We start from the raw sequence: 20,098 nt of genomic DNA, 5'->3' as shown, positions 1-20,098 counted from the left end.
CCTAAGTATGTGTTTTATAGGTTTATTATGAAATGAAATTATGAAGGGGAACAATCCCGTAAATCTGGGGGGGAAGAGGATGCATGAAAAAACAATGAAAGAAATTACAATGGTGGCGAATCATATAAGTTCTATAAGGTCATTTCAAGATTCATTTCTCCACTTGATACGTAAAGTCATTGATTTTGACGCCGCTTGTTTTACAACTATAGACCCGATTTCTTTTTTATCTACTGGGGCATTTACCGATGAGAGTGTTGAAAAGATTCATCCACAATTGTTTATGAATGAATTTTTAGAAGATGATTTTAATAAATTTAAATGTTTAACAGAACACTCTCCTCATGTTGCTTCTCTAAGTATGGCGACAAATGGTGAACAAAAGAAAAGTTCGAGATACCGAAATATTTTAAAACCAGCAAATTTTGGAGATGAATTAAGGGGCGTTTGTATGAGTAAGGGAAAATGTTATGGCCATCTTAGTTTATTTCGAGGAAGTACAAGTCCCGCGTTTCATATCGATGATTGTAAGTACTTAGCAACGATAGTCCCAATTGCTGGAGAGGCTTTAAAGAAGGCAGTTCCTATACCTTTTTCAGAAGAGAAGGTGATAGGCACAGGCACGATTATAGTAAGTGAGGAATTTAATGTATTATATTGGAATCAAGATGGCAGCGAGTGGCTTGCAAATCTTAGAAAGTATGAACAGTTAAATATAAAAGAAATACCAAGACCAATACGTGCAGTTTGTTCAAAAGTAAAGGCTAACGAGTATAATGTAGGGTGTATGAATAGAGAAGAAAAAGTTTGTCTACCTTTAGCCTATGGCCATTTTTTAATCATTCGGGCTAGTAAGTTAGAACATACAAGTAGTTTTCAAGATGGTTATATTGTTCTATTCGAAAGAGCAAGACCGGAAGAGATTTTTCCACTTATTATGAAAACTTATAGTTTTACAATGCGTGAGAAGCAAGTAATACGTAAAATTCTTACAGGTATGTCGACAAAGGAATTAGCCCAAGAATTTTGTATATCTATATACACGGTACAAGATCATTTAAAATCCATTTTTGAAAAGACTGGGGTAAGTAGCAGAAATGAACTTGTGTGGGAAGTATTTTCGAAGTTTTGCTTTGATGCCACTGAATGAAAATAAAACAAGTCTACAAAGATCACATGAAGTACGGTGGATGAGTTGTAGAATTGAGCTTAAAAAGGTTATGGATGAGACATTCCATAACCTTTTTAATATGTAGAATTGTCCTTTTTGAAAGTTTTGTTTCAACTTTTCGTCTAAAGAGACAAAAAGTTGTCACAATTCGGTCACAATTAGCATAAACATAAAATAGACGAAATGAACTTATTTCCAAAAGGCTTGGTTTATTACAATCAGGATTCGTAGAGCTGAAAAAGCATGGATGAAAAGTTCACTATATTCCCAAGGAGGTAGATCGTATGAAAACAATTCTTGCTATCGCTGGACTTATTTGGGTTCTATCGCATGGCATCCCAATTTATGAAGGAGAACAAATTCGCAGTGCTCTGAATAAAAATTTTAATGAATATCATATCATTGATCGGCAAGATAATGTTGTGACAGTTCGAGTGAATGATTGTTTTCATACGGTAACCGTTGAAGGAACTTCAGTAGTGAATGATACAAAAGTATGTGATCAGCAATAATTATATATGGAAAGAAAAATTCTAGGGTTAAATATCTGAAAATTAAAATTAAAACATTATAGACGAAGAATAAGCGGGGGCGGGTAATCCCCGCTTATTCTTGTTTCACTTTATTGAATTTTGATGAGAGATATAATGATTTTTTGACAAAAAGGAAAGGGTATACTGAAAATTGAGATTAAGAAGCTAATGAGTTGTTAAGAATAATCATAAAGTGAAAATATACTCTTATGGGGTATCATGCGTAGATATTTAATGCTATAATTGGTATACTCATAAAAAACAATTATTTTATTGGATGAAGAGAAACTTTAAGAAGGTGATAATATGGATCATAAAGAGCATGAAGCAGTAACACATAGATCAGAAAAAGAAAAAGAACAGATTATAAATAGATTAAAGAGAATTGAAGGACAGGTCCGCGGTATTCAAAACATGATTGAAAATGATCGTTATTGCGTAGATATTTTAGTGCAAATTTCAGCGATTAATGCAGCGATGAAAAAAGTAGGAATGGGCGTTCTCAAAAATCATACGAGTCATTGTGTTTCAGGAGCTATTAAAAATGGAAATGGTGACGAAGCAATTGAAGAATTAATGACAGTATTTGAACGTTTTTCAAAAGCGTAAAAACAAGCTAGTATTTAACTGGCTTGTTTTTTTGTTTACCCTCATATTGGATTTGGGTGTATTGTAGTGAAAAAGTGTGTGTAAAATAAACTTTTAGAAAATAATTGAAAAATCATGATACAAAACCATTGATTACCTTAGGGGGGTATGGTAAGATGTAATTGTGATTAACAAACAATGAATAAACAAGAGGAGGATTTTAAATGGAACAGTTAACATTACAAGTTGAAGGTATGTCTTGTGGACATTGTGTAAATGCTATCGAAAGCAGCGTGAAAGAGCTAAACGGTGTTGAACAAGTGAAGGTTCAATTAGCAGAAGGAACTGTTGAAGTTACTATCGACTCGTCTGCTGTAACATTAAAAGATATCGTTGCTGTAATCGAAGATCAAGGATACGATGTTCAATAATTATTTTTAGATATGGAAATAAATCGTACTTTAAATGAAGTACGATTTATTTTGCTAATAATTATACCTCATAAGGGTATATAGAGGTGAGAGACATGAATGAAAAAAAAGAGGCCAATCTTCAAATATCAGGAATGACATGTGCGGCATGTGCAAATAGAATTGAAAAAGGTCTAAAAAAAGTAGAAGGTGTTCATGAGGCAAATGTAAATTTTGCGCTTGAAAAAACAAAAATAATGTACGATCCAACTAAAACAAATCCGCAACAATTCAAAGAAAAAGTTGAATCATTAGGATATGGAATTGTAAGTGATAAAGCTGAATTTACTGTTTCAGGAATGACATGTGCAGCATGTGCAAATAGAGTTGAAAAGCGTTTAAATAAGTTAGATGGTGTGAACAAGGCGACAGTAAATTTTACTTTAGAATCAGCCACAGTAGACTTTAACCCTGATGAAGTTAATGTAAATGAAATGAAGAGCGCGATTACGAAGCTAGGATATAAATTAGAAGTGAAACCAGATGATCAAGATGCATCAACTGATCATCGATTACAAGAAATTGAAAGACAAAAGAAGAAGTTTATTATTTCGTTTATTTTATCTTTCCCATTATTATGGGCAATGGTTAGTCATTTCTCATTTACGTCATTTATTTATTTACCAGATATGTTAATGAACCCTTGGGTGCAACTAGCACTTGCAACTCCTGTTCAATTTATCATTGGTGGACAGTTTTATGTTGGGGCTTATAAAGCGTTACGCAATAAAAGTGCTAATATGGATGTTCTCGTGGCACTTGGAACGTCGGCCGCGTATTTCTATAGTGTATATTTAAGTATTCAATCTATTGGTTCTTCGGAACATATGACAGATTTATATTTTGAAACGAGTGCGGTACTTATTACATTAATTATTTTAGGTAAATTATTTGAAGCGAAAGCAAAAGGGCGCTCATCAGAAGCAATTAAAAAATTGATGGGTTTACAAGCGAAGACAGCTACAGTTGTGCGAGATGGAACAGAAATAAAAATTTTGATTGAAGAAGTAGTAGCTGGTGATATCGTCTATGTAAAGCCTGGTGAAAAAATACCAGTAGATGGTGAGATTGTAGAAGGAAAATCAGCGATTGATGAATCGATGTTAACGGGTGAAAGTATTCCTGTTGATAAGTCAATTGGGGATGTAGTAATAGGTTCGACAATAAATAAAAATGGTTTTTTAAAAGTGAAAGCAACTAAAGTAGGCAGAGATACTGCATTAGCTCAAATCATTAAAGTAGTAGAAGAGGCACAAGGTTCAAAAGCTCCTATTCAAAGGGTAGCGGATCAAATTTCAGGTATTTTTGTACCGGTTGTAGTTGTGATTGCGATTATCACATTTGCAGTATGGATGATATTTGTTACACCTGGTGATTTTGGCGGAGCACTTGAGAAAATGATAGCAGTACTTGTTATCGCTTGTCCATGTGCATTAGGTCTTGCAACGCCTACATCTATTATGGCAGGATCAGGAAGATCGGCTGAGTATGGTATTTTATTTAAAGGTGGAGAGCATTTAGAAGCAACGCACCGATTAGATACAGTTATTCTAGATAAAACAGGTACTGTGACAAACGGAAAGCCTGTGTTAACAGATATAATTGTAGCAGATGGATTCCATGAAGAAGAAATACTACGTTTAGTAGGTGCGGCAGAAAAAAATTCTGAACACCCACTTGCAGAAGCGATTGTGGAAGGAATTAGAGAAAAGAAAATTGATATTCCAAGTTCAGAAACGTTTGAAGCGATTCCTGGATTTGGTATCGAATCAGTCGTAGAAGGAAAACAATTATTAATTGGCACACGTCGATTAATGAAGAAATTCAATATTGATATTGAAGAAGTTTCAAAATCAATGGAAGAGCTAGAACGAGAAGGAAAAACAGCAATGCTTATTGCAATCGATAAAGAATATGCTGGTATAGTTGCCGTTGCAGATACTGTGAAAGATACTTCAAAAGCAGCTATCGCAAGACTGAAAAAAATGGGTCTAGACGTTGTGATGATTACAGGGGATAATACACAAACTGCTCAGGCAATTGCAAAGCAAGTTGGTATTGATCACGTAATTGCAGAAGTATTGCCAGAAGGAAAAGCAGAAGAAGTGAAAAAACTGCAAGCAAATGGTAAGAAAGTAGCGATGGTTGGAGACGGGATAAATGATGCTCCTGCTCTTGCTACAGCGAACATTGGTATGGCAATTGGAACGGGAACGGATGTAGCGATGGAAGCAGCGGATATAACGTTAATCCGCGGTGATTTAAATAGTATTGCTGATGCGATCTTTATGAGTAAAATGACGATAAGAAATATTAAACAAAATTTATTTTGGGCATTAGCTTATAACGCGTTAGGAATTCCAATTGCGGCATTAGGTTTCTTAGCCCCTTGGGTTGCTGGAGCAGCGATGGCATTTAGTTCTGTATCCGTTGTATTAAATGCATTACGATTACAAAGAGTTAAATTAAAATCTTAAAAAGCTACATTAAGTAATTGAATAGAATTAAAAAACAATACTTTGAATAAGTATTGTTTTTTTGTTCGTATAGAAATTAAAACGATATAATAAAGAAGAATTATTGAATCGTATGTAGTAGAAAAGTTAAGAGGTAGTTTGGTAAGGAGACTTATATATGTTAAAAGATATTATAATTAGAACATTTCAGAAAGAAGATTTAAAGCAAGTATTACAATTGTTCTATGAAACAGTTCATACGGTTAATGCAAAAGATTATAATGAGTTACAGCTACAGGCATGGGCACCAGATCGACTAGATAGAGAAAGCTGGTTAAAGTCTTTAGAAAAGAATATTAGTTATGTAGCGGATCATAACGGTGTGATAGTCGGATTTGGAGATTATAATGAGGATCATTACGTAGATCGTTTATTTACACATAAATATTATCAAGGGAAAAGGATAGCCTCATCGATATTACAGAAGTTAGAAAAAGAAGCAGTGAACCTAGGGCATAGGGAAATCTATACAGAAGCGAGTATTACAGCAAAACCTTTCTTTGAAAGTAAAGGTTTTATTTGCATAAAGGAACAAAAGAAACAGCATAATGGTCAGATTTTTATTAATTATGTTATGAAAAAAATATCCTTCTCATAAATGAGAAGGATATTTTTCATTATTTTACAGCTTCTTTTAGTTCTTTACCAGCTTTGAAAGCAGGTACTTTAGAAGCTGCGATTTGCATTTCTTCACCAGTTTGTGGGTTACGGCCTGTACGAGCAGCTCTTTCACGAACTTCGAATGTACCGAATCCGATAAGTTGTACTTTTTCACCAGCAGCTAAAGTGTTAGTGATTGATTCTACTACAGTTTGTACAACTACAGTAGCTTCTTTTTGAGAAATCTCAGCATTTTGTGCTACGTTTTTAATTAATTCTGTTTTGTTCATGTTTTTCACCTCATATGTAAATAATGCTATTTAAGTTGTTATTATAACGTATAAAACATTCGAGAACAAGTGTACGTACATATATTCGCAAAAAAAATGAAATTTGTAATATTTTTTAGGGCACTTTATAGACATTCCATTTAAGCGGACAGAGATTTGTTTTTCATTTCAGTCTTCTCTTGATAAGAAGGTAGTTTCTTATTATAAGATATGAAGTAAGGTAGTGCTACAAATAACATACCTCCTACTAAATTTCCAAAGAAAACAAAAATAAAGTTTGGAAAATATTCAGCCCAAGTGAAATGACCGGCAAAAATCGCGGCTGGGATGACAAACATATTGGCTACAACGTGTTGAAATCCAATCGCAACAAAAGTCATAACCGGGAACCAAATACCGATAATCTTTCCGATAAATTCTTTACTTCCCATACTGAGCCAAACAGCTAAACAAACGAGCCAATTACATCCGATTGCAGAAATAAATGCTTGCAATGGTGTATCTTGTAGTTTCGCTTGAGCGATAGAAATAGTTTTCGCTAAAAAAGCTCCTTCAGTTAAGCCAACGATATGACCGAAAAAGTAGGCTACAAATACAGCCCCTATGAAATTGCTACATGTAACAATAACTAAATTTCGTATGAAATAAAATAAAGTAATTTTCTTTTGGAGCCAGGCCATAGAAACTGTCATCATGTTACCGGTTACTAGTTCACCGCCTGCAAGAATAACGAGAATAAGACCAATAGGGAATACAGCAGCGCCTAGAAAACTAGTAAATGATCCCCAATATTTTGGCATTGTTCCAATAACATGAATATCGAGTAAATACCCTAATGCGATAAAAGCACCGCCAAATAAACCGAGAATTAGCATAGGGAGTAATGATAAATGAGCTTTTTTCCTTCCGGAATTCGCAGCAAGTTCCGTAATTTCTTCTGGTGTAAATACAGACATGAATAACCCCTCCGTAATAAAATGATGGAATGAATAGAAAAAATTCAAAAATCTACGTATTATAAAAATATGTTATGACTTCTGTATAAAATTGTCAAAGTGAATAGGGAGGGAATTACATATTAAGAACATTGTTCATGTTGTCACATTAATGTAACAATAAGGATTTAAAGTGTTTCTAGAGGTGAAAACATGCATACGAATCATGTAAAAAAAGAACGAAAAAAATCAATCATAAAGATATTTATTATTAGTTTTATAAGTATATTAATGATACCAGTAAGTTTGTATTATTATGCGACAGAAATAGAAAGAAAATTAGTAACAGTTACATGGAATGAAATAGAAGCTTCTACAATTCCTAAAGAGTTTAATAATAAAAAAATATTGCAGTTTTCAGATGTACATTTAGGACCAGAGTTTACACTGAAACAACTTGAACATTTAGTGGAGAAGATGAATGAATTACATCCAGATATAGTAGTTTTTACCGGAGATTTAATAGATAAATTTGGGTCTTATAGTGCGGAAAGAGAAGCAGCGAAGGCTATTTTGCAGAAAATTTACGCTCCCTTAGGGAAATATGCTGTGTTTGGGAATCATGATAGGGGCGGGGGCGGTAGTTTATTTTACAAAAAATATATGGAGGAAGCTGGTTTTTCTGTATTAGTAAATGAAGTGCAGAAAATTAAAGTGGAAAACGGCAAATATATTACAATATCAGGTTTGGATGATTTTCTATTAGGGAAGCCGCAAATAGATTCAACTTTAAAAAACTTGAAACAAGATGATTTCAACATGTTATTAGTACATGAGCCGGATGTTGTAACCAAAATAAATCGTTACCCAGTGGATCTTCAACTGTCAGGACATAGTCACGGAGGACAAGTCCAAATTCCTTTCGTAGGTCCATTAATTACTACCAAACTAGCTGAGAGCTATGTTGAAGGTATGTATGAAGTAGAGGGGAAGAGTAAGCTGTTATATTTATATGTAAATCGAGGTATTGGGACAACCCGAATGCCTGTTAGATTTTGGAGTGTACCAGAACTTTCAGTATTTGTATTGAAGCAAAATAGTAACTAATGTATTCAATTCCACATCATCATTCTCAATTTGATTTTGATGAACGAGATATGGTAATTTACGGTAAATAAAAACAACAATAGGTCCTATAACCTATTGTTGTTTTTTATTATTTTTGCAAGGGAAGAGTATCAAAATATGTTCTGTAATTATTAGAGAATTCAAAGTTGTTTTTTGCATCCCAATTAATAGACCAAGACATTAGGCCGCGGAATGCAGGATAGCCACTCTGGTTAGAAAGTTTATACTTTCCTCCGAACGGAACTCCTTTAATGATATAATTTAAAGCTTTTTTCATTTCAGTTGGCGAAATGTATCCACCACTTGGAGCGGCCGCTGGTGCTGCTGGAAGCCCAATCATAACTTGATCTGAGCGAAGAGCTGGGAAAATGTTATTTGGATTACCACCTACAGGAAAACCATGTAAGAGCATATCTGCCATAGCGACTTCGTAGTCTGCAGTACCTTGATTGTAGTTATTACCGTCCATTCCAACCCCGCTGCCAGCGTTGTAGTGTTGAACGTGAATGTATGTTAGTTTATCTTTCACTCCGTAAATAATTGGTAAATATGCACCCCAGATACTTCCGTATGCGCTATAACCGCCTTGAACATAAGCTGTTTCAGGAGCCATGCTTAATAGAAAATCTGGACCATAATGATCTGAGATTGTTCGAATAGCTGATATAAGATTTACGATTTGGGGAGTAGTTGGGTTTTTGAAATTAATGTCATTTCCGTTTAAGTAAATACCTGATTCAAGGTCAATATCTATTCCATCAAAACCGTATTTATCGATTAGAGATTGTATGGAATTAATAAAACGTTGCTTAGCGGCATTGTCAGGAAGTAAAACGACTCCATTTTGTCCTCCTATTGAAAGAACTACTTTCTTTCCTTTACTTTTTAAATAAGAAATATCTGATTTGAAGTCTGCATCTGTACCATACACAGGAGAAAATTCAACAGTGGAACGATCACCACCAGTTTCACCAAAAGATACATTGATTACATCCCATTTTGGTGAAACGTCTTTTAATTTAATAATGCCAGTACCGTTATCAAAGTTATGCCAGTATCCAACGAGTAATTTTGGACCTAAATTGTTTGCTGCTTGTGCTTGGAAAGGGGATAGCGGTAGAAGTATGAACATTACTAAAATACAACAAAAAAATTTGAACTTGTTTAACATATCAACACTCCTATACAAAAAGTTGTCTAGATGTATAATCTTGTTTATTTAATAATATCTGAAAATTCTCTCTTTCGTAAGAGGACTATAATTTTCTCAACAATTGTGTGTGGGAAAGTATTAAACCTAATGAAATAATTTTTGAAGGAGATTGAATTGCAATTGTTAAATTCAGAATATTTTGATATATTTTAACGTATAGAACAAAATCTTTCGCACAGTACTCTTACATAAATTTCAAAATTTAGTTTGGAAGGGGATGTACAAGAGTTGGATAAAAATCTAAAGAAAGATCTCAAAATACGCCACATTACAATGATCTCAATTGGCGGCGTAATAGGGGCTGGTTTGTTTGTTGGAAGTGGTGCCGTTGTACATTCGGCAGGACCTGGTTCTATCGTTTCATATGCATTAGCAGGACTTCTAGTCATTTTCGTCATGAGAATGCTAGGAGAAATGGCAGCTGTAAATCCGACAAGTGGTTCATTTGCAACGTATGCAAGAGAAGCAATTGGTCCATGGGCGGGTTATACAATAGGCTGGTTATACTGGTTTTTCTGGGTAATTGTTATTGCAATAGAAGCCACAGCAGGTGCTGGTATTATCCAATATTGGATTCCACAAATACCGCTATGGTTATTAAGTTTAATATTAACAATTTTATTAACGCTGACGAACGTTTTTTCGGTGAAATCATTTGGAGAGTTTGAATATTGGTTTTCTTTTATTAAAGTAATAAGTATTGTTTTGTTCCTTTGTCTAGGTCTTGCTGTTATTTTAGGATTTGTTCCAGGAACAGAAGCACCCGGCACTTCGAATTTAATTGGACAAGGTGGGTTTATGCCAAACGGTATAAGTTCGGTCTTGCTTGGAATTACTGTTGTTATATTTTCATTTATGGGATCAGAGATTGTAGCAGTAGCGGCTGGTGAATCTGCAGAACCTGTAAAAGCAGTAAAAACAGCAACAAACAGTGTGATTTGGCGTATTCTTGTATTTTTTATTGGGTCTATAGCGGTAGTTGTTACGCTACTGCCATGGAATTCAGCTAACATATTAAAAAGTCCATTTGTAGCTGTACTTGAACATATAGGAATACCAGCGGCAGCACAAATTATGAATTTTATCGTTTTAACAGCTGTACTTTCTTGCTTAAATTCAGGCTTATATACAAATTCAAGAATGCTTTTTTCAATGGCAGAAAGAGGAGATGCGCCAAAGTCATTTTTAAAATTGAACAGTAGTGGTGTTCCTGTTCGAGCGGTTTTATTTGGAACGGTCTTCGCTTATATTGGAGTTGTTTTTAGTTACATTTCTCCAGATAAAGTCTTTTTGTTTTTAGTGAATGCATCTGGCGGGATTGCGTTACTAGTTTATCTCGTTATTGCAGTTTCGCATTTAAAGATGCGTAAAAAAATGGGGAAAGTAGAACAAAAAAATTTGAAAGTGAAAATGTGGCTTTTTCCGTATGTAACGTATGTTACAATTGCTGCTATTATAGCAGTTTTAGTTGCGATGTTCGCAATTGATACTTTACGTTCACAAGCACTTTTAACAATGTTTGTTACAGTTCTTATCATACTTTCTTATTTTATTTTTAATAGAAATAAAAATAGCACAGTTTTGAATCCTAAAAGTAAGAATGAGGAATCTGTTCGATTCTAATTTTCTAATTTTCGAAGAGAGTTACACCCAGTCATTGCTATAAAAGAATCATATATAATCATAGAAACAAGTAATTACTATTGTCATAGTGGATATAAACTTTTTTCTTGACTTTTTATACGAAGGCGAGCAAAATGGTAAAAAAGGAAGGGGGGATGATGATGGAAGAGTACGTATTAGAGCTGTATAACCTGTTATATACGACAGAATGGCAAGATATTGTTTCGTTTCTAGGAATAGTATTTTGCATGAAAATTGTAATTGTATATATGGAAGAGCAAGGTATGTTCTATTCCTTCTCATCTCCGTTCGATGTGCAGCGCGAGCCGTTGCTAAACTATGCCAATGTGAATTACGAACAATTTCCTTTTGTAGTTTTCTTTATGATTCGATTTATTACAGCAATTGTAAAGAAGAAGGAAAGTGATGATGAAGAGTGCCACGCAACTTGTAAGGTAGCTAACGTTTTTTAAGCTAAATACAAGGAGGAGATTTATATGTGGTTTCGATTTCTTATGATTGGTTTCTTTTCATTAACAGCAATTTCATTAATGGGATATCAAGTGTCTGAAATTTTTCAAGCATATAGCGATACATTTTTTAACAAAAATTAATCGCGTTGCTATTTGAATAATAAAGCGATAAAATCCTTCTTAAGAAGTTTTATTAAGAAGGATTTTTTTCTTTGTTTTGTCTTGCTGTGTCAAACTATTGTCACATTTACACTGTGAATAATATGTTAAAATAGTGAGGTTACGTATACATACTTGAAGGAAGAGGGAGTGACCATTTTGGTGGATCAATCAACAAATCAGAAAAGCTATGCTCCTATTGTGATAACGCTTTCTGTAATTGTAAATGCGATTATTTTATTTTTGTTCTTTGGACCTGTTGGCTATGAAGGAGAAGTACATTTTGATGTAACGATTTTACCAATGTTAAACGCGATTTTTAATAGCTTTACGTTCGTATTTTTATTAGCAGCGTTATTCTCTATTATTAAAAAGAATGTGAAAATGCATCGTGGTTTCATCCTTGCAGCATTTACGACAACTTTACTATTTTGTGTGTCGTATTTATCGTATCATTACTTAGCACCGGCAACACATTTTGGAGGAGAAGGATTCATTAAATATGTGTATTTCATCATTTTAATTACACATATTATCCTAGCAGCAATTATCGTACCACTTGCATTGTTTGCACTTGTATTTGGTTTTACAAATCAATTAACACGTCACCGTAAAATTGTACGTTGGACAATGCCAATTTGGTTATATGTAAGTTTATCTGGTGTTATTGTGTACTTAATGATCTCACCTTATTATCAATAAAAGTCTCAGCCTTTAGGCTGGGGCTTTTTTGTTAAGCAAATCTTTTTGTGAAATGAAAAAAATATGGTATACAAAAGTATAGTTGCTTTTCAAATAGAAGGGATGGTAAAGAAATATGCAAAATTTTGTATTTCGTAATCCAACGAAACTTATTTTCGGTAAAGATCAATTAGAACAGTTAAAAACTGAAATTCCACAGTTTGGTAAGAAGGTTCTTCTCGTATATGGAGGAGGCAGTATTAAAAGAAACGGTATTTATGATAATGTGATTTCTATTTTAAAGGATATTAATGCAGAAGTATTTGAATTGACGGGTGTTGAACCGAATCCTCGTGTATCAACTGTAAAGAAAGGGATTCAAATTTGTAAAGATAATGGAGTCGAATTTATTTTAGCAGTTGGTGGAGGAAGTGTAATCGACTGTACGAAAGCGATTGCTGCTGGTAGTAAATATGATGGAGATGTATGGGATATTGTAACGAAAAAAGCATTTGCTAGTGAGGCATTACCATTTGGTACTGTACTTACTCTTGCTGCGACAGGTTCTGAAATGAATGCAGGCTCGGTAATTACAAATTGGGAAACAAATGAAAAGTATGGATGGGGAAGCCCAGTTACATTCCCGCAGTTTTCAATTTTAGATCCAGTTCATACTGCATCTGTGCCGAGAGATCAAACGATTTATGGTATGGTAGATATTATGTCACATGTATTAGAACAATATTTCCATCATGGAACGAATACAGAACTACAAGATCGTTATTGTGAATCTGTTTTAAAAACAGTAATTGAGACAGCTCCCAAGCTTTTAAGTGATTTAGAAAATTATGAGCATAGGGAAACAATTTTATATTGCGGAACGATGGCGTTAAATGGTATTTTAGCGATGGGAGTAAGAGGTGACTGGGCAACTCATAATATTGAACATGCAGTTTCTGCTGTTCATGATATACCGCATGGAGGCGGCTTAGCAATTCTATTCCCTAACTGGATGAAGCATGTCGTAGATGAAAATGTAAGTCGTTTTAAACAGTTCGCTATTCGTGTATTTGAAATAGAAACAGATGGAAAAACAGATAAAGAAGTGGCGTTAGAAGGAATTGAGGCACTGCGTCAATTTTGGACTTCGATTGAAGCGCCAGCAACATTAGCTGATTACGGTATTGGAGAAAATGAAATTGATATAATGGCTAATAAAGCGATGGCGTATGGTGAATTTGGTAACTTTAAAAAATTAAATAAAGATGATGTTCTAAGTATATATAAAGCTTCTTTATAAGTGAATTTAGAAAAGAAACCTATTTGATTGTTTGATCGAATAGGTTTCTTTTTTTGCTTTTTATAAACGTTTATGAATGTTTGTGATTATTTTTGATTGTTTATGGTTGATTTTTGTGACCGTTTTCATTATACTGTAATCAAAGAAGAGGTGAATAAAATGTTAACTCCTGAACGTCATCAAATGATATTGCAACTTGTAAAAGAACAGAAAGTTGTAAAATTACAGCAATTAGTTGAAAGAACAGAAAGCTCTGAGTCGACAATTCGCCGTGATTTAGCACAATTGGAAAAGCAAAGGTTATTAAAAAGAGTTCATGGTGGTGCCGCTGTTTTAACAGGAAAAGGGCAAGAACCAACGATGGTTGAAAAATCATCCAAAAACATTCAAATAAAACAACAAATTGCTAATTATGCGGCTAGCGTTGTTGAACAAGGTGATTGTATTTATTTAGATGCAGGGAGTACAACATTTGAAATGATTCCATTTTTAATCAATAAAGATGTTACTGTCGTTACGAATGGACTTATGCATATTGAAGCTTTAGTTGAAAATAATATTCGTGCGTATTTACTAGGCGGAATGATGAAGAGTAGGACGAAAGCTTTAATCGGTGCTATGGCACAGGAAAGTATGCAGAAGTATCGCTTTGATAAATGTTTTTTAGGTGCAAATGGTGTACATGAACAGCTTGGCTTTACAACGCCAGATCCAGAAGAAGCGCTCCTAAAACAAATGGCACTAACATTAGCAAACGAAGGATATTTCTTAATTGATGAAAGTAAGTTTTCAGAAGTTGCGTTTGCGAAAATTGCAAATGTTGAAGATGCAAATATTATTACAAACCATTTAGAAATTGATTTAGAAAAATATAAAAAACAAACCAATGTAATTGAGGCTGATAAACAATGATCTATACAGTTACTTTAAACCCATCTATTGATTATGTAGTGCAAGTTCCTTCTTTTGATTTAGGAACAATAAATCGAGCGGAGAAAGATATGAAGTTTCCTGGAGGAAAAGGAATTAATGTTTCTCGTGTTCTTCAGCGTTTAGGTGTTAAAAATATAGCACTTGGATTTACTGGTGGATTTACTGGTCAATTTATTAAAGAGGTATTACATGACGAAGGTGTAACAACAAACTTCGTCCAAGTAGATGAAGATACTCGCATTAATGTGAAAATAAAAGGGAAAGAAGAAACAGAATTAAATGGCCAAGGTCCTATTGTAACAAAAGAGCAGTTCGAACAGTTAATGAAAAAAATTGAGAGTATGCAACCTGGAGATTGTGTTGTACTCGCTGGGAGTGTACCGATCTCTATTCCAAGTACTTTTTACGAATCAATTGCTGCGTTTGGAGCTGAAAAAGGTATTCGTGTAGTAGTAGATGCAAGTGGAAGTGCACTGCAACATGTAATTAAAAATAAGCCATTTTTAATTAAGCCAAACCATCATGAACTTGGTGAGTTGTTTGGAGTGGAGCTTTCAACAGTAGAGGACGTTTTACCTTATGGAAGAAAATTAATTGAACAAGGTGTAAAACACGTTATCGTATCGATGGCTGGAGAGGGAGCTTTATTATTTACGGCAGAAGGTATATATGAAGCGACTGTTCCAAAAGGTGTTGTAATTAATTCAGTTGGGGCCGGAGATTCTCTTGTTGCAGGGTTTGTAGGCAAATATGAACAGACAAAAGATATTGAAAAGGCATTTCAATACGGCGTTGCAACAGGGAGTGCAACAGCATTTTCAGCTGATTTATGTAAGAAGGAAAAAGTAGAAGAATTATTGTCGCAAGTAATTGTAGCTAAGCGATAGGGGGAAGCAACATATGAAAATTACAGAACTATTAAAAAGGGATACAGTCATTATGGATTTGACAGCTTCAAATAAAGAAGCTGTCATAGATGAATTAGTTGAGAAATTAAACGGGGCAAATCGTTTAAATAGTAAAACGGAATTTAAAGAAGCTATTTTAAAGCGGGAGTCCCAAAGTACGACTGGAATAGGGGAAGGTATTGCAATACCTCATGCGAAGACAAAGGCTGTTAAACAACCATCGATTTGTTTTGGTAGAAGTGTAAGCGGTATCAATTATGAGTCGCTTGATGGACAACCGGCACACTTATTCTTTATGATTGCTGCAAGTGAAGGAGCGAATAATACTCATTTAGAAACGTTGTCTCGTTTATCGACATTATTAATGGATGAAGGGTTTCGCAAGCAACTATTAGAAGCGAAGGATGAAAGTGAGCTTCTTCAACTATTTGATGAAAAAGAGAATGAAAAAGAAGAAGAGATTGAAGTCGCAAAACCAGAAGGAAATGAACCGTACGTACTTGCTGTTACAGCTTGCCCAACTGGAATCGCTCACACATATATGGCGGCGGATAGCTTAAAAGCAAAAGCGACAGAGTTAGGAATAGCGATTAAAGTTGAAACGAACGGATCAACAGGTATTAAAAACGGTTTAACGAAAGAGGATATTGAACGTGCAACAGCTATTATTGTTGCGGCAGATAAACAAGTAGAAATGAATCGTTTTGCTGGTAAACATGTCATTCAAGTGCCAGTTGCTGATGGGATTAGAAAAACGGAAAATCTGCTTAAACGAGCTGTCAAACAAGATGCACCAATCTTTAAAGGTGTAAAAGAGGATGGGAAAACAGAAAGTATTGAGAGAGAAAAAGGATTAGGAATTTATAAGCATTTAATGAGCGGTGTAAGTAATATGCTTCCATTCGTTGTTGGTGGCGGGATTTTAATAGCGCTAGCATTTTCGTTTGGTGGTATAAAGGCGGAAGGTCCTTTAGCTGAATTGTTCATGTCAATTGGTGGAGGAAAAACAGGTGCATTTTTATTCCTTGTACCAATTTTAGCTGGATTTATTGCAAGCTCTATTGCTGATCGTCCTGGTTTTATGCCTGGTGTTGTAGGTGGATTTTTAGCGGCGAATGCGAATGCTGGATTTTTAGGTGGATTAATTGCTGGTTTCTTAGCTGGATATGTTGTTTTAGGGTTAAAAAGATTATTTTCAGGACTACCAGTACAATTAGAAGGAATTAAACCTGTTTTGTTATATCCAGTCTTTGGATTATTGATTACAGGAGTTGTAATGCAAAAAGTAGTAATTCCGCCTGTAGTAGCATTAAATGAAATGTTGACAGGGTGGTTAAATGGTTTAAATGGTACGAATGCTATATTACTAGGTCTTATTTTAGGTGGTATGATGGCAATTGATATGGGTGGTCCAATTAATAAAGCGGCATTTACGTTTGGTATTGCTGCAATAGAAGCACAGAATTTTGGAGTGCACTCAGCAGTTATGGCTGGTGGTATGGTACCGCCACTTGCGATTGCATTCGCAACTACATTCTTTAAATCAAAGTTTACAGAAGCGGAACGTAAATCTGGTTTAACAAATTATATTATGGGGGCATCGTTCATTACAGAAGGTGCGATTCCGTTTGCAGCTGCAGATCCGGTTCGAGTAATCGTAAGTTGTGTTGTTGGTTCAAGTATTGCAGGTGCGTTATCTATGTTATTCCAAATTACATTACCGGCACCGCATGGTGGATTATTTGTAATAGCGTTAGTAAATAAACCGTTACTATATATTTTCTCTATATTAATTGGAACAATTGTCTCGGCTATTATGCTAGGTGTTTGGAAAAAGAAAGTTCAATAACAAATAAAAAGAGAGTAGCTTTTAGTAGCTGCTCTCTTTTTATTACAAAAAAATAAGTTAACAATGGAATATTGATGTTTTTTGGTAAAAGATGTAACGAATTGTGAATTTTTTGTAACAAAAAAGTAACACTGTAATTTTTTCTGGAAAAAAGTTCTTGTGCTCGTATATGAAAAATATATGAAAACCACTGGAGATTGTATGAGAAATACATTTTATTAATATGGAAATTTATGTTACAACTCGTTAATTGTATATTACGAATGCTTTGTAATTGTGTGATTTCTAAAAATTCTAAAAATCTGTTGCTATAATGAAAATACGAAAACAAAGCAAATGGAGGCTATTCATGAAAAAATTATTAAGTATAGCAACAGCAGCAGTTTTTGGTCTTGGGATTTTTGCGGGTTCTGCTAAAGCGGAAACAATTGTAACAACAGACGTATTAAATGTTAGAGAAAACCCAAATGTAGAGTCAAAGCTTGTAGGTAAAGTGTTAAGTGGGAATACACTAGATGTTATAAATACAGAGAATGGATGGACAAAAATTAAGTTAAACGGTAAGGAAGCGTTTGTAAGTGCTGATTTTACAAAGAGCACATATTATGTAACGGCGGGCGTATTAAATGTTCGTGCTGGAGCGAATACTGATTCTGAAATTTTAGGTAAACTTAATAAAAATGATGTGATTGAAACGACGAATCAAGTTCAAAATGAATGGTTACAATTCGACTACAATGGAAAAGTCGGATATGTTCACGTGCCATTTTTAACAGGAACGGCACCTGTAATTGAAAAGAAAGAGGTTGTAGCTCAAGAAGAAGCGCCGGTTAAAAATAATACAGCAGTTAAGAATAAAGAGTCTGTTAAGAGTAACGATTCTATTAAGAATGTAGAATCAAGTAAACCTGTGGTAAAAGAAAAGCCGGTTGCAAAACCAGTTGCGAAATCTACTGAAACAAGTGCGCCTACTGGTGGTCGTGAAATTACAGTAGAAGCGACGGCATATACAGCAGATCCGAGTGAGAATGGTTCGTATGGTGGTCGTGTATTAACTGCAATGGGGCATGATTTAACAGCAAATCCAAATATGAAAGTAATTGCTGTTGATCCGAAAGTAATTCCGCTTGGATCAAAAGTATGGGTAGAAGGATATGGAGAAGCGATTGCTGGAGACACTGGTGGTGCGATTAAAGGAAATCGTATTGATGTATTAGTCGGTTCAGATGGTAGTGCTAATAGCTGGGGGCGCAAATCTGTAAAAGTGAAAGTTATACAATAGGTTATCGATATTAATATAAAAAGCGGTTGCTTGAAATTATGTAAGCAGCCGCTTTTTATGGATTATTGAAAGGGATAAATAGTTTTACCTGTAATAATTTTATATGCACTGCAAAATTGTGTTTGTATATATTCTGTATTTTTATTTTCTGGATGTGATGTTGTTTCATGGAGAGTAGAATGAAAAGCCCGTAGTAAACAATTTAGGGCGAAGTATAATTCCTCTTGTGAACAATTTTGTTCTTTTGTAGAAGTAGCTAAAATGAGGTCTTTTGTCAAAGATGAAAAATTGATGGTGGATTGTTTCATAGTTAACTCATCCTCTCGAAACTATTTTTATCATGTATATGCAGAATTGGACAAACTATGTTCTTTTTTATATGTAATTTCATGTACCGAAATGAAAGAACTTGCAATCATGACGTTAAAATTGGTAAGATTGGGTATAATCAATAGATGGAGTATATTACATAAAGAGAGTTGAATGCTATGGGAGAAGTGCAACGTGAAAAAGTTGCTGTCATCATTGGACCAACAGCTGTTGGAAAGACGAAGTTAAGTATCGATCTTGCCAAAGCGTTGAACGGTGAAATTATTAGTGGTGATTCCATGCAAATCTATCGAACGATGGATATTGGAACTGCAAAGGTAACACAAGCAGAGATGGACGGAATTCCACATTATATGGTCGATATAAAAAATCCGGAAGATTCATTTTCTGTCGCGGAATTTCAAGAACGTGTTCGCAAACATATTCGAGAAATTACAGAACGTGGTAAATTACCAATTATAGTTGGTGGGACCGGTCTTTATATACAATCTGTTTTATTCGATTATCAGTTTACAGATGATGCTGGTGATGTGATATACCGAGAGCAAATGGAAAAGTTAGCTTTAGAACGCGGTGTGGAATATGTACATAAAAAATTGCAAGAAGTAGATCCGGAAAGTGCGGAGCGTATTCATGCAAATAATGTACGACGTGTCATTCGGGCGTTAGAAATTTTCCACACGACGGGTGAAAAAATGAGTGACCAAATTGAGAAACAAGAAAAAGAGTTACTCTATGATGTTTCATTAATTGGCTTGACAATGGATCGAGAAATGCTATACGATCGCATTAACTTACGAGTGGATTTGATGATGGAACAAGGCCTATTAGAGGAAGTAGAAGGTCTGTATAATAGAGGGATACGAGATTGTCAATCTATTCAAGCGATTGGATATAAAGAAATCTATGATTATTTTGAGAATCGAGCCCCTTTAGAAGATGCGGTATCACAATTAAAGACGAATTCGCGTCGTTATGCAAAGCGTCAATTAACGTGGTTCCGTAATAAAATGGATGTCACGTGGTTTGATGTTACAGACGGTGAAAAAACGTCAGAAATTTTACGATACATAGAAGGAAAGTTACAAGTAAAGTCGAATAATAGTAAGTAGAGAA

Annotated in this window: 20 protein-coding genes; 16 read left to right on the top strand and 4 right to left on the bottom strand. The window is 34.6% G+C overall.

Annotated elements, in window-relative coordinates; all coding sequences use genetic code 11:
* The first annotated feature begins 79 nt into the window (after positions 1-79).
* The 6 genes from AC3EMB_RS18225 to AC3EMB_RS18200 all read left to right on the top strand — a co-directional run bounded on the left by AC3EMB_RS18225 (position 80) and on the right by AC3EMB_RS18200 (position 5,876).
* Positions 80-1,150, top strand: a complete 1,071-nt coding sequence (locus AC3EMB_RS18225) for a helix-turn-helix transcriptional regulator (RefSeq protein ID WP_488517212.1) — start codon at positions 80-82, stop codon at positions 1,148-1,150.
* Between the two features lie 305 nt (positions 1,151-1,455).
* A complete protein-coding gene (locus AC3EMB_RS18220) occupies positions 1,456-1,683 on the top strand; it encodes a hypothetical protein (RefSeq protein WP_000849103.1) in 228 nt (75 codons plus the stop codon).
* Between the two features lie 327 nt (positions 1,684-2,010).
* Entirely contained in the window at positions 2,011-2,313 is a 303-nt protein-coding gene (locus tag AC3EMB_RS18215) for a metal-sensing transcriptional repressor (RefSeq protein ID WP_000349637.1), read from the top strand.
* Positions 2,314-2,516: 203 nt separating this feature from the next.
* Positions 2,517-2,723, top strand: coding sequence for a copper chaperone CopZ (gene copZ, locus AC3EMB_RS18210; protein WP_000436973.1), 207 nt, complete (start codon positions 2,517-2,519; stop codon positions 2,721-2,723).
* 95 nt (positions 2,724-2,818) lie between these two features.
* Positions 2,819-5,239, top strand: coding sequence for a heavy metal translocating P-type ATPase (locus AC3EMB_RS18205; protein ID WP_071729863.1), 2,421 nt, complete (start codon positions 2,819-2,821; stop codon positions 5,237-5,239).
* A gap of 157 nt (positions 5,240-5,396) precedes the next feature.
* Complete coding sequence (locus tag AC3EMB_RS18200) at positions 5,397-5,876, top strand: GNAT family N-acetyltransferase (RefSeq protein ID WP_069356102.1); 480 nt, start codon at positions 5,397-5,399, stop codon at positions 5,874-5,876.
* Between the two features lie 19 nt (positions 5,877-5,895).
* On the opposite strand, the gene AC3EMB_RS18195 is transcribed toward AC3EMB_RS18200, so the two are convergent.
* Positions 5,896-6,168 carry an HU family DNA-binding protein gene (locus AC3EMB_RS18195; protein ID WP_001043904.1) on the bottom strand — a complete coding sequence of 91 codons (273 nt, stop codon included), beginning with the start codon at positions 6,166-6,168 and terminating at the stop codon, positions 5,896-5,898.
* Between the two features lie 140 nt (positions 6,169-6,308).
* A complete protein-coding gene (locus tag AC3EMB_RS18190; RefSeq protein WP_423097337.1) occupies positions 6,309-7,124 on the bottom strand; it encodes a formate/nitrite transporter family protein in 816 nt (271 codons plus the stop codon).
* Between the two features lie 192 nt (positions 7,125-7,316).
* Here AC3EMB_RS18190 and AC3EMB_RS18185 point away from each other — a divergent pair, with 192 nt between their 5' ends.
* Positions 7,317-8,210 (top strand): metallophosphoesterase, encoded by an 894-nt coding sequence (locus tag AC3EMB_RS18185; RefSeq protein WP_000557324.1) that lies wholly within the window; start codon positions 7,317-7,319, stop codon positions 8,208-8,210.
* Between the two features lie 109 nt (positions 8,211-8,319).
* Here AC3EMB_RS18185 and AC3EMB_RS18180 read toward each other — a convergent pair whose 3' ends face one another.
* Positions 8,320-9,402, bottom strand: a complete 1,083-nt coding sequence (locus AC3EMB_RS18180; protein WP_000932433.1) for a chitinase — start codon at positions 9,400-9,402, stop codon at positions 8,320-8,322.
* A gap of 270 nt (positions 9,403-9,672) precedes the next feature.
* On the opposite strand from AC3EMB_RS18180, the gene gabP reads away from it, so the two are divergent.
* From gabP to entD, 8 genes are all read left to right on the top strand, one after another.
* Complete coding sequence (gene gabP, locus AC3EMB_RS18175) at positions 9,673-11,067, top strand: GABA permease (protein WP_000360114.1); 1,395 nt, start codon at positions 9,673-9,675, stop codon at positions 11,065-11,067.
* Positions 11,068-11,201: 134 nt separating this feature from the next.
* Complete coding sequence (locus AC3EMB_RS18170; protein ID WP_003271231.1) at positions 11,202-11,540, top strand: hypothetical protein; 339 nt, start codon at positions 11,202-11,204, stop codon at positions 11,538-11,540.
* Between the two features lie 318 nt (positions 11,541-11,858).
* Positions 11,859-12,401, top strand: coding sequence for a DUF420 domain-containing protein (locus AC3EMB_RS18165; RefSeq protein ID WP_000228315.1), 543 nt, complete (start codon positions 11,859-11,861; stop codon positions 12,399-12,401).
* 115 nt (positions 12,402-12,516) lie between these two features.
* Positions 12,517-13,680: an iron-containing alcohol dehydrogenase gene (locus AC3EMB_RS18160; protein ID WP_001179068.1), complete on the top strand. Its 1,164-nt coding sequence runs from the start codon at positions 12,517-12,519 to the stop codon at positions 13,678-13,680.
* 159 nt (positions 13,681-13,839) lie between these two features.
* Complete coding sequence (locus AC3EMB_RS18155) at positions 13,840-14,592, top strand: DeoR/GlpR family DNA-binding transcription regulator (protein WP_000957288.1); 753 nt, start codon at positions 13,840-13,842, stop codon at positions 14,590-14,592.
* The gene (gene pfkB / locus AC3EMB_RS18150) at positions 14,589-15,500 is read left to right on the top strand and encodes a 1-phosphofructokinase (RefSeq protein WP_000640854.1); all 912 of its coding nucleotides are present in this window, start codon (positions 14,589-14,591) and stop codon (positions 15,498-15,500) included. Before AC3EMB_RS18155 ends, pfkB begins: the two co-directional genes overlap by 4 nt.
* 13 nt (positions 15,501-15,513) lie before the next feature.
* Positions 15,514-17,370, top strand: a complete 1,857-nt coding sequence (locus AC3EMB_RS18145; protein ID WP_423117223.1) for a PTS fructose transporter subunit IIABC — start codon at positions 15,514-15,516, stop codon at positions 17,368-17,370.
* Between the two features lie 349 nt (positions 17,371-17,719).
* Positions 17,720-18,652: a cell wall-binding protein EntD gene (gene entD / locus AC3EMB_RS18140; RefSeq protein ID WP_423117224.1), complete on the top strand. Its 933-nt coding sequence runs from the start codon at positions 17,720-17,722 to the stop codon at positions 18,650-18,652.
* Between the two features lie 62 nt (positions 18,653-18,714).
* On the opposite strand, the gene AC3EMB_RS18135 is transcribed toward entD, so the two are convergent.
* A complete protein-coding gene (locus AC3EMB_RS18135; RefSeq protein ID WP_000814431.1) occupies positions 18,715-18,960 on the bottom strand; it encodes a hypothetical protein in 246 nt (81 codons plus the stop codon).
* Positions 18,961-19,140: 180 nt separating this feature from the next.
* On the opposite strand from AC3EMB_RS18135, the gene miaA reads away from it, so the two are divergent.
* The gene (miaA, locus tag AC3EMB_RS18130) at positions 19,141-20,094 is read left to right on the top strand and encodes a tRNA (adenosine(37)-N6)-dimethylallyltransferase MiaA (protein ID WP_000504953.1); all 954 of its coding nucleotides are present in this window, start codon (positions 19,141-19,143) and stop codon (positions 20,092-20,094) included.
* Positions 20,095-20,098: the final 4 nt, after the last annotated feature.

The sequence above is a fragment of the Bacillus sp. LQ16 genome (assembly GCF_057784645.1).
The sequence above is the reverse complement of the archived record's forward strand: the minus strand, read 5'-3'. Positions and strand labels throughout refer to the sequence as shown.

Excerpts from the sequence above, each read along its gene's own strand:
- copZ (WP_000436973.1), top strand. The coding sequence starts at position 2,517 with ATGGAACAGTTAACATTACAAGTTGAAGGTATGTCTTGTGGACATTGT.
- AC3EMB_RS18215 (WP_000349637.1), top strand. The coding sequence starts at position 2,011 with ATGGATCATAAAGAGCATGAAGCAGTAACACATAGATCAGAAAAAGAA.
- AC3EMB_RS18200 (WP_069356102.1), top strand. The coding sequence starts at position 5,397 with ATGTTAAAAGATATTATAATTAGAACATTTCAGAAAGAAGATTTAAAG.
- AC3EMB_RS18220 (WP_000849103.1), top strand. The coding sequence starts at position 1,456 with ATGAAAACAATTCTTGCTATCGCTGGACTTATTTGGGTTCTATCGCAT.
- AC3EMB_RS18190 (WP_423097337.1), bottom strand. The coding sequence starts at position 7,124 with ATGTCTGTATTTACACCAGAAGAAATTACGGAACTTGCTGCGAATTCC.
- AC3EMB_RS18225 (WP_488517212.1), top strand. The coding sequence starts at position 80 with ATGCATGAAAAAACAATGAAAGAAATTACAATGGTGGCGAATCATATA.
- AC3EMB_RS18160 (WP_001179068.1), top strand. The coding sequence starts at position 12,517 with ATGCAAAATTTTGTATTTCGTAATCCAACGAAACTTATTTTCGGTAAA.
- AC3EMB_RS18170 (WP_003271231.1), top strand. The coding sequence starts at position 11,202 with ATGGTAAAAAAGGAAGGGGGGATGATGATGGAAGAGTACGTATTAGAG.
- AC3EMB_RS18155 (WP_000957288.1), top strand. The coding sequence starts at position 13,840 with ATGTTAACTCCTGAACGTCATCAAATGATATTGCAACTTGTAAAAGAA.
- AC3EMB_RS18205 (WP_071729863.1), top strand. The coding sequence starts at position 2,819 with ATGAATGAAAAAAAAGAGGCCAATCTTCAAATATCAGGAATGACATGT.
- AC3EMB_RS18135 (WP_000814431.1), bottom strand. The coding sequence starts at position 18,960 with ATGAAACAATCCACCATCAATTTTTCATCTTTGACAAAAGACCTCATT.
- AC3EMB_RS18185 (WP_000557324.1), top strand. The coding sequence starts at position 7,317 with ATGCATACGAATCATGTAAAAAAAGAACGAAAAAAATCAATCATAAAG.
- miaA (WP_000504953.1), top strand. The coding sequence starts at position 19,141 with ATGGGAGAAGTGCAACGTGAAAAAGTTGCTGTCATCATTGGACCAACA.
- AC3EMB_RS18145 (WP_423117223.1), top strand. The coding sequence starts at position 15,514 with ATGAAAATTACAGAACTATTAAAAAGGGATACAGTCATTATGGATTTG.
- AC3EMB_RS18180 (WP_000932433.1), bottom strand. The coding sequence starts at position 9,402 with ATGTTAAACAAGTTCAAATTTTTTTGTTGTATTTTAGTAATGTTCATA.
- entD (WP_423117224.1), top strand. The coding sequence starts at position 17,720 with ATGAAAAAATTATTAAGTATAGCAACAGCAGCAGTTTTTGGTCTTGGG.
- AC3EMB_RS18195 (WP_001043904.1), bottom strand. The coding sequence starts at position 6,168 with ATGAACAAAACAGAATTAATTAAAAACGTAGCACAAAATGCTGAGATT.
- pfkB (WP_000640854.1), top strand. The coding sequence starts at position 14,589 with ATGATCTATACAGTTACTTTAAACCCATCTATTGATTATGTAGTGCAA.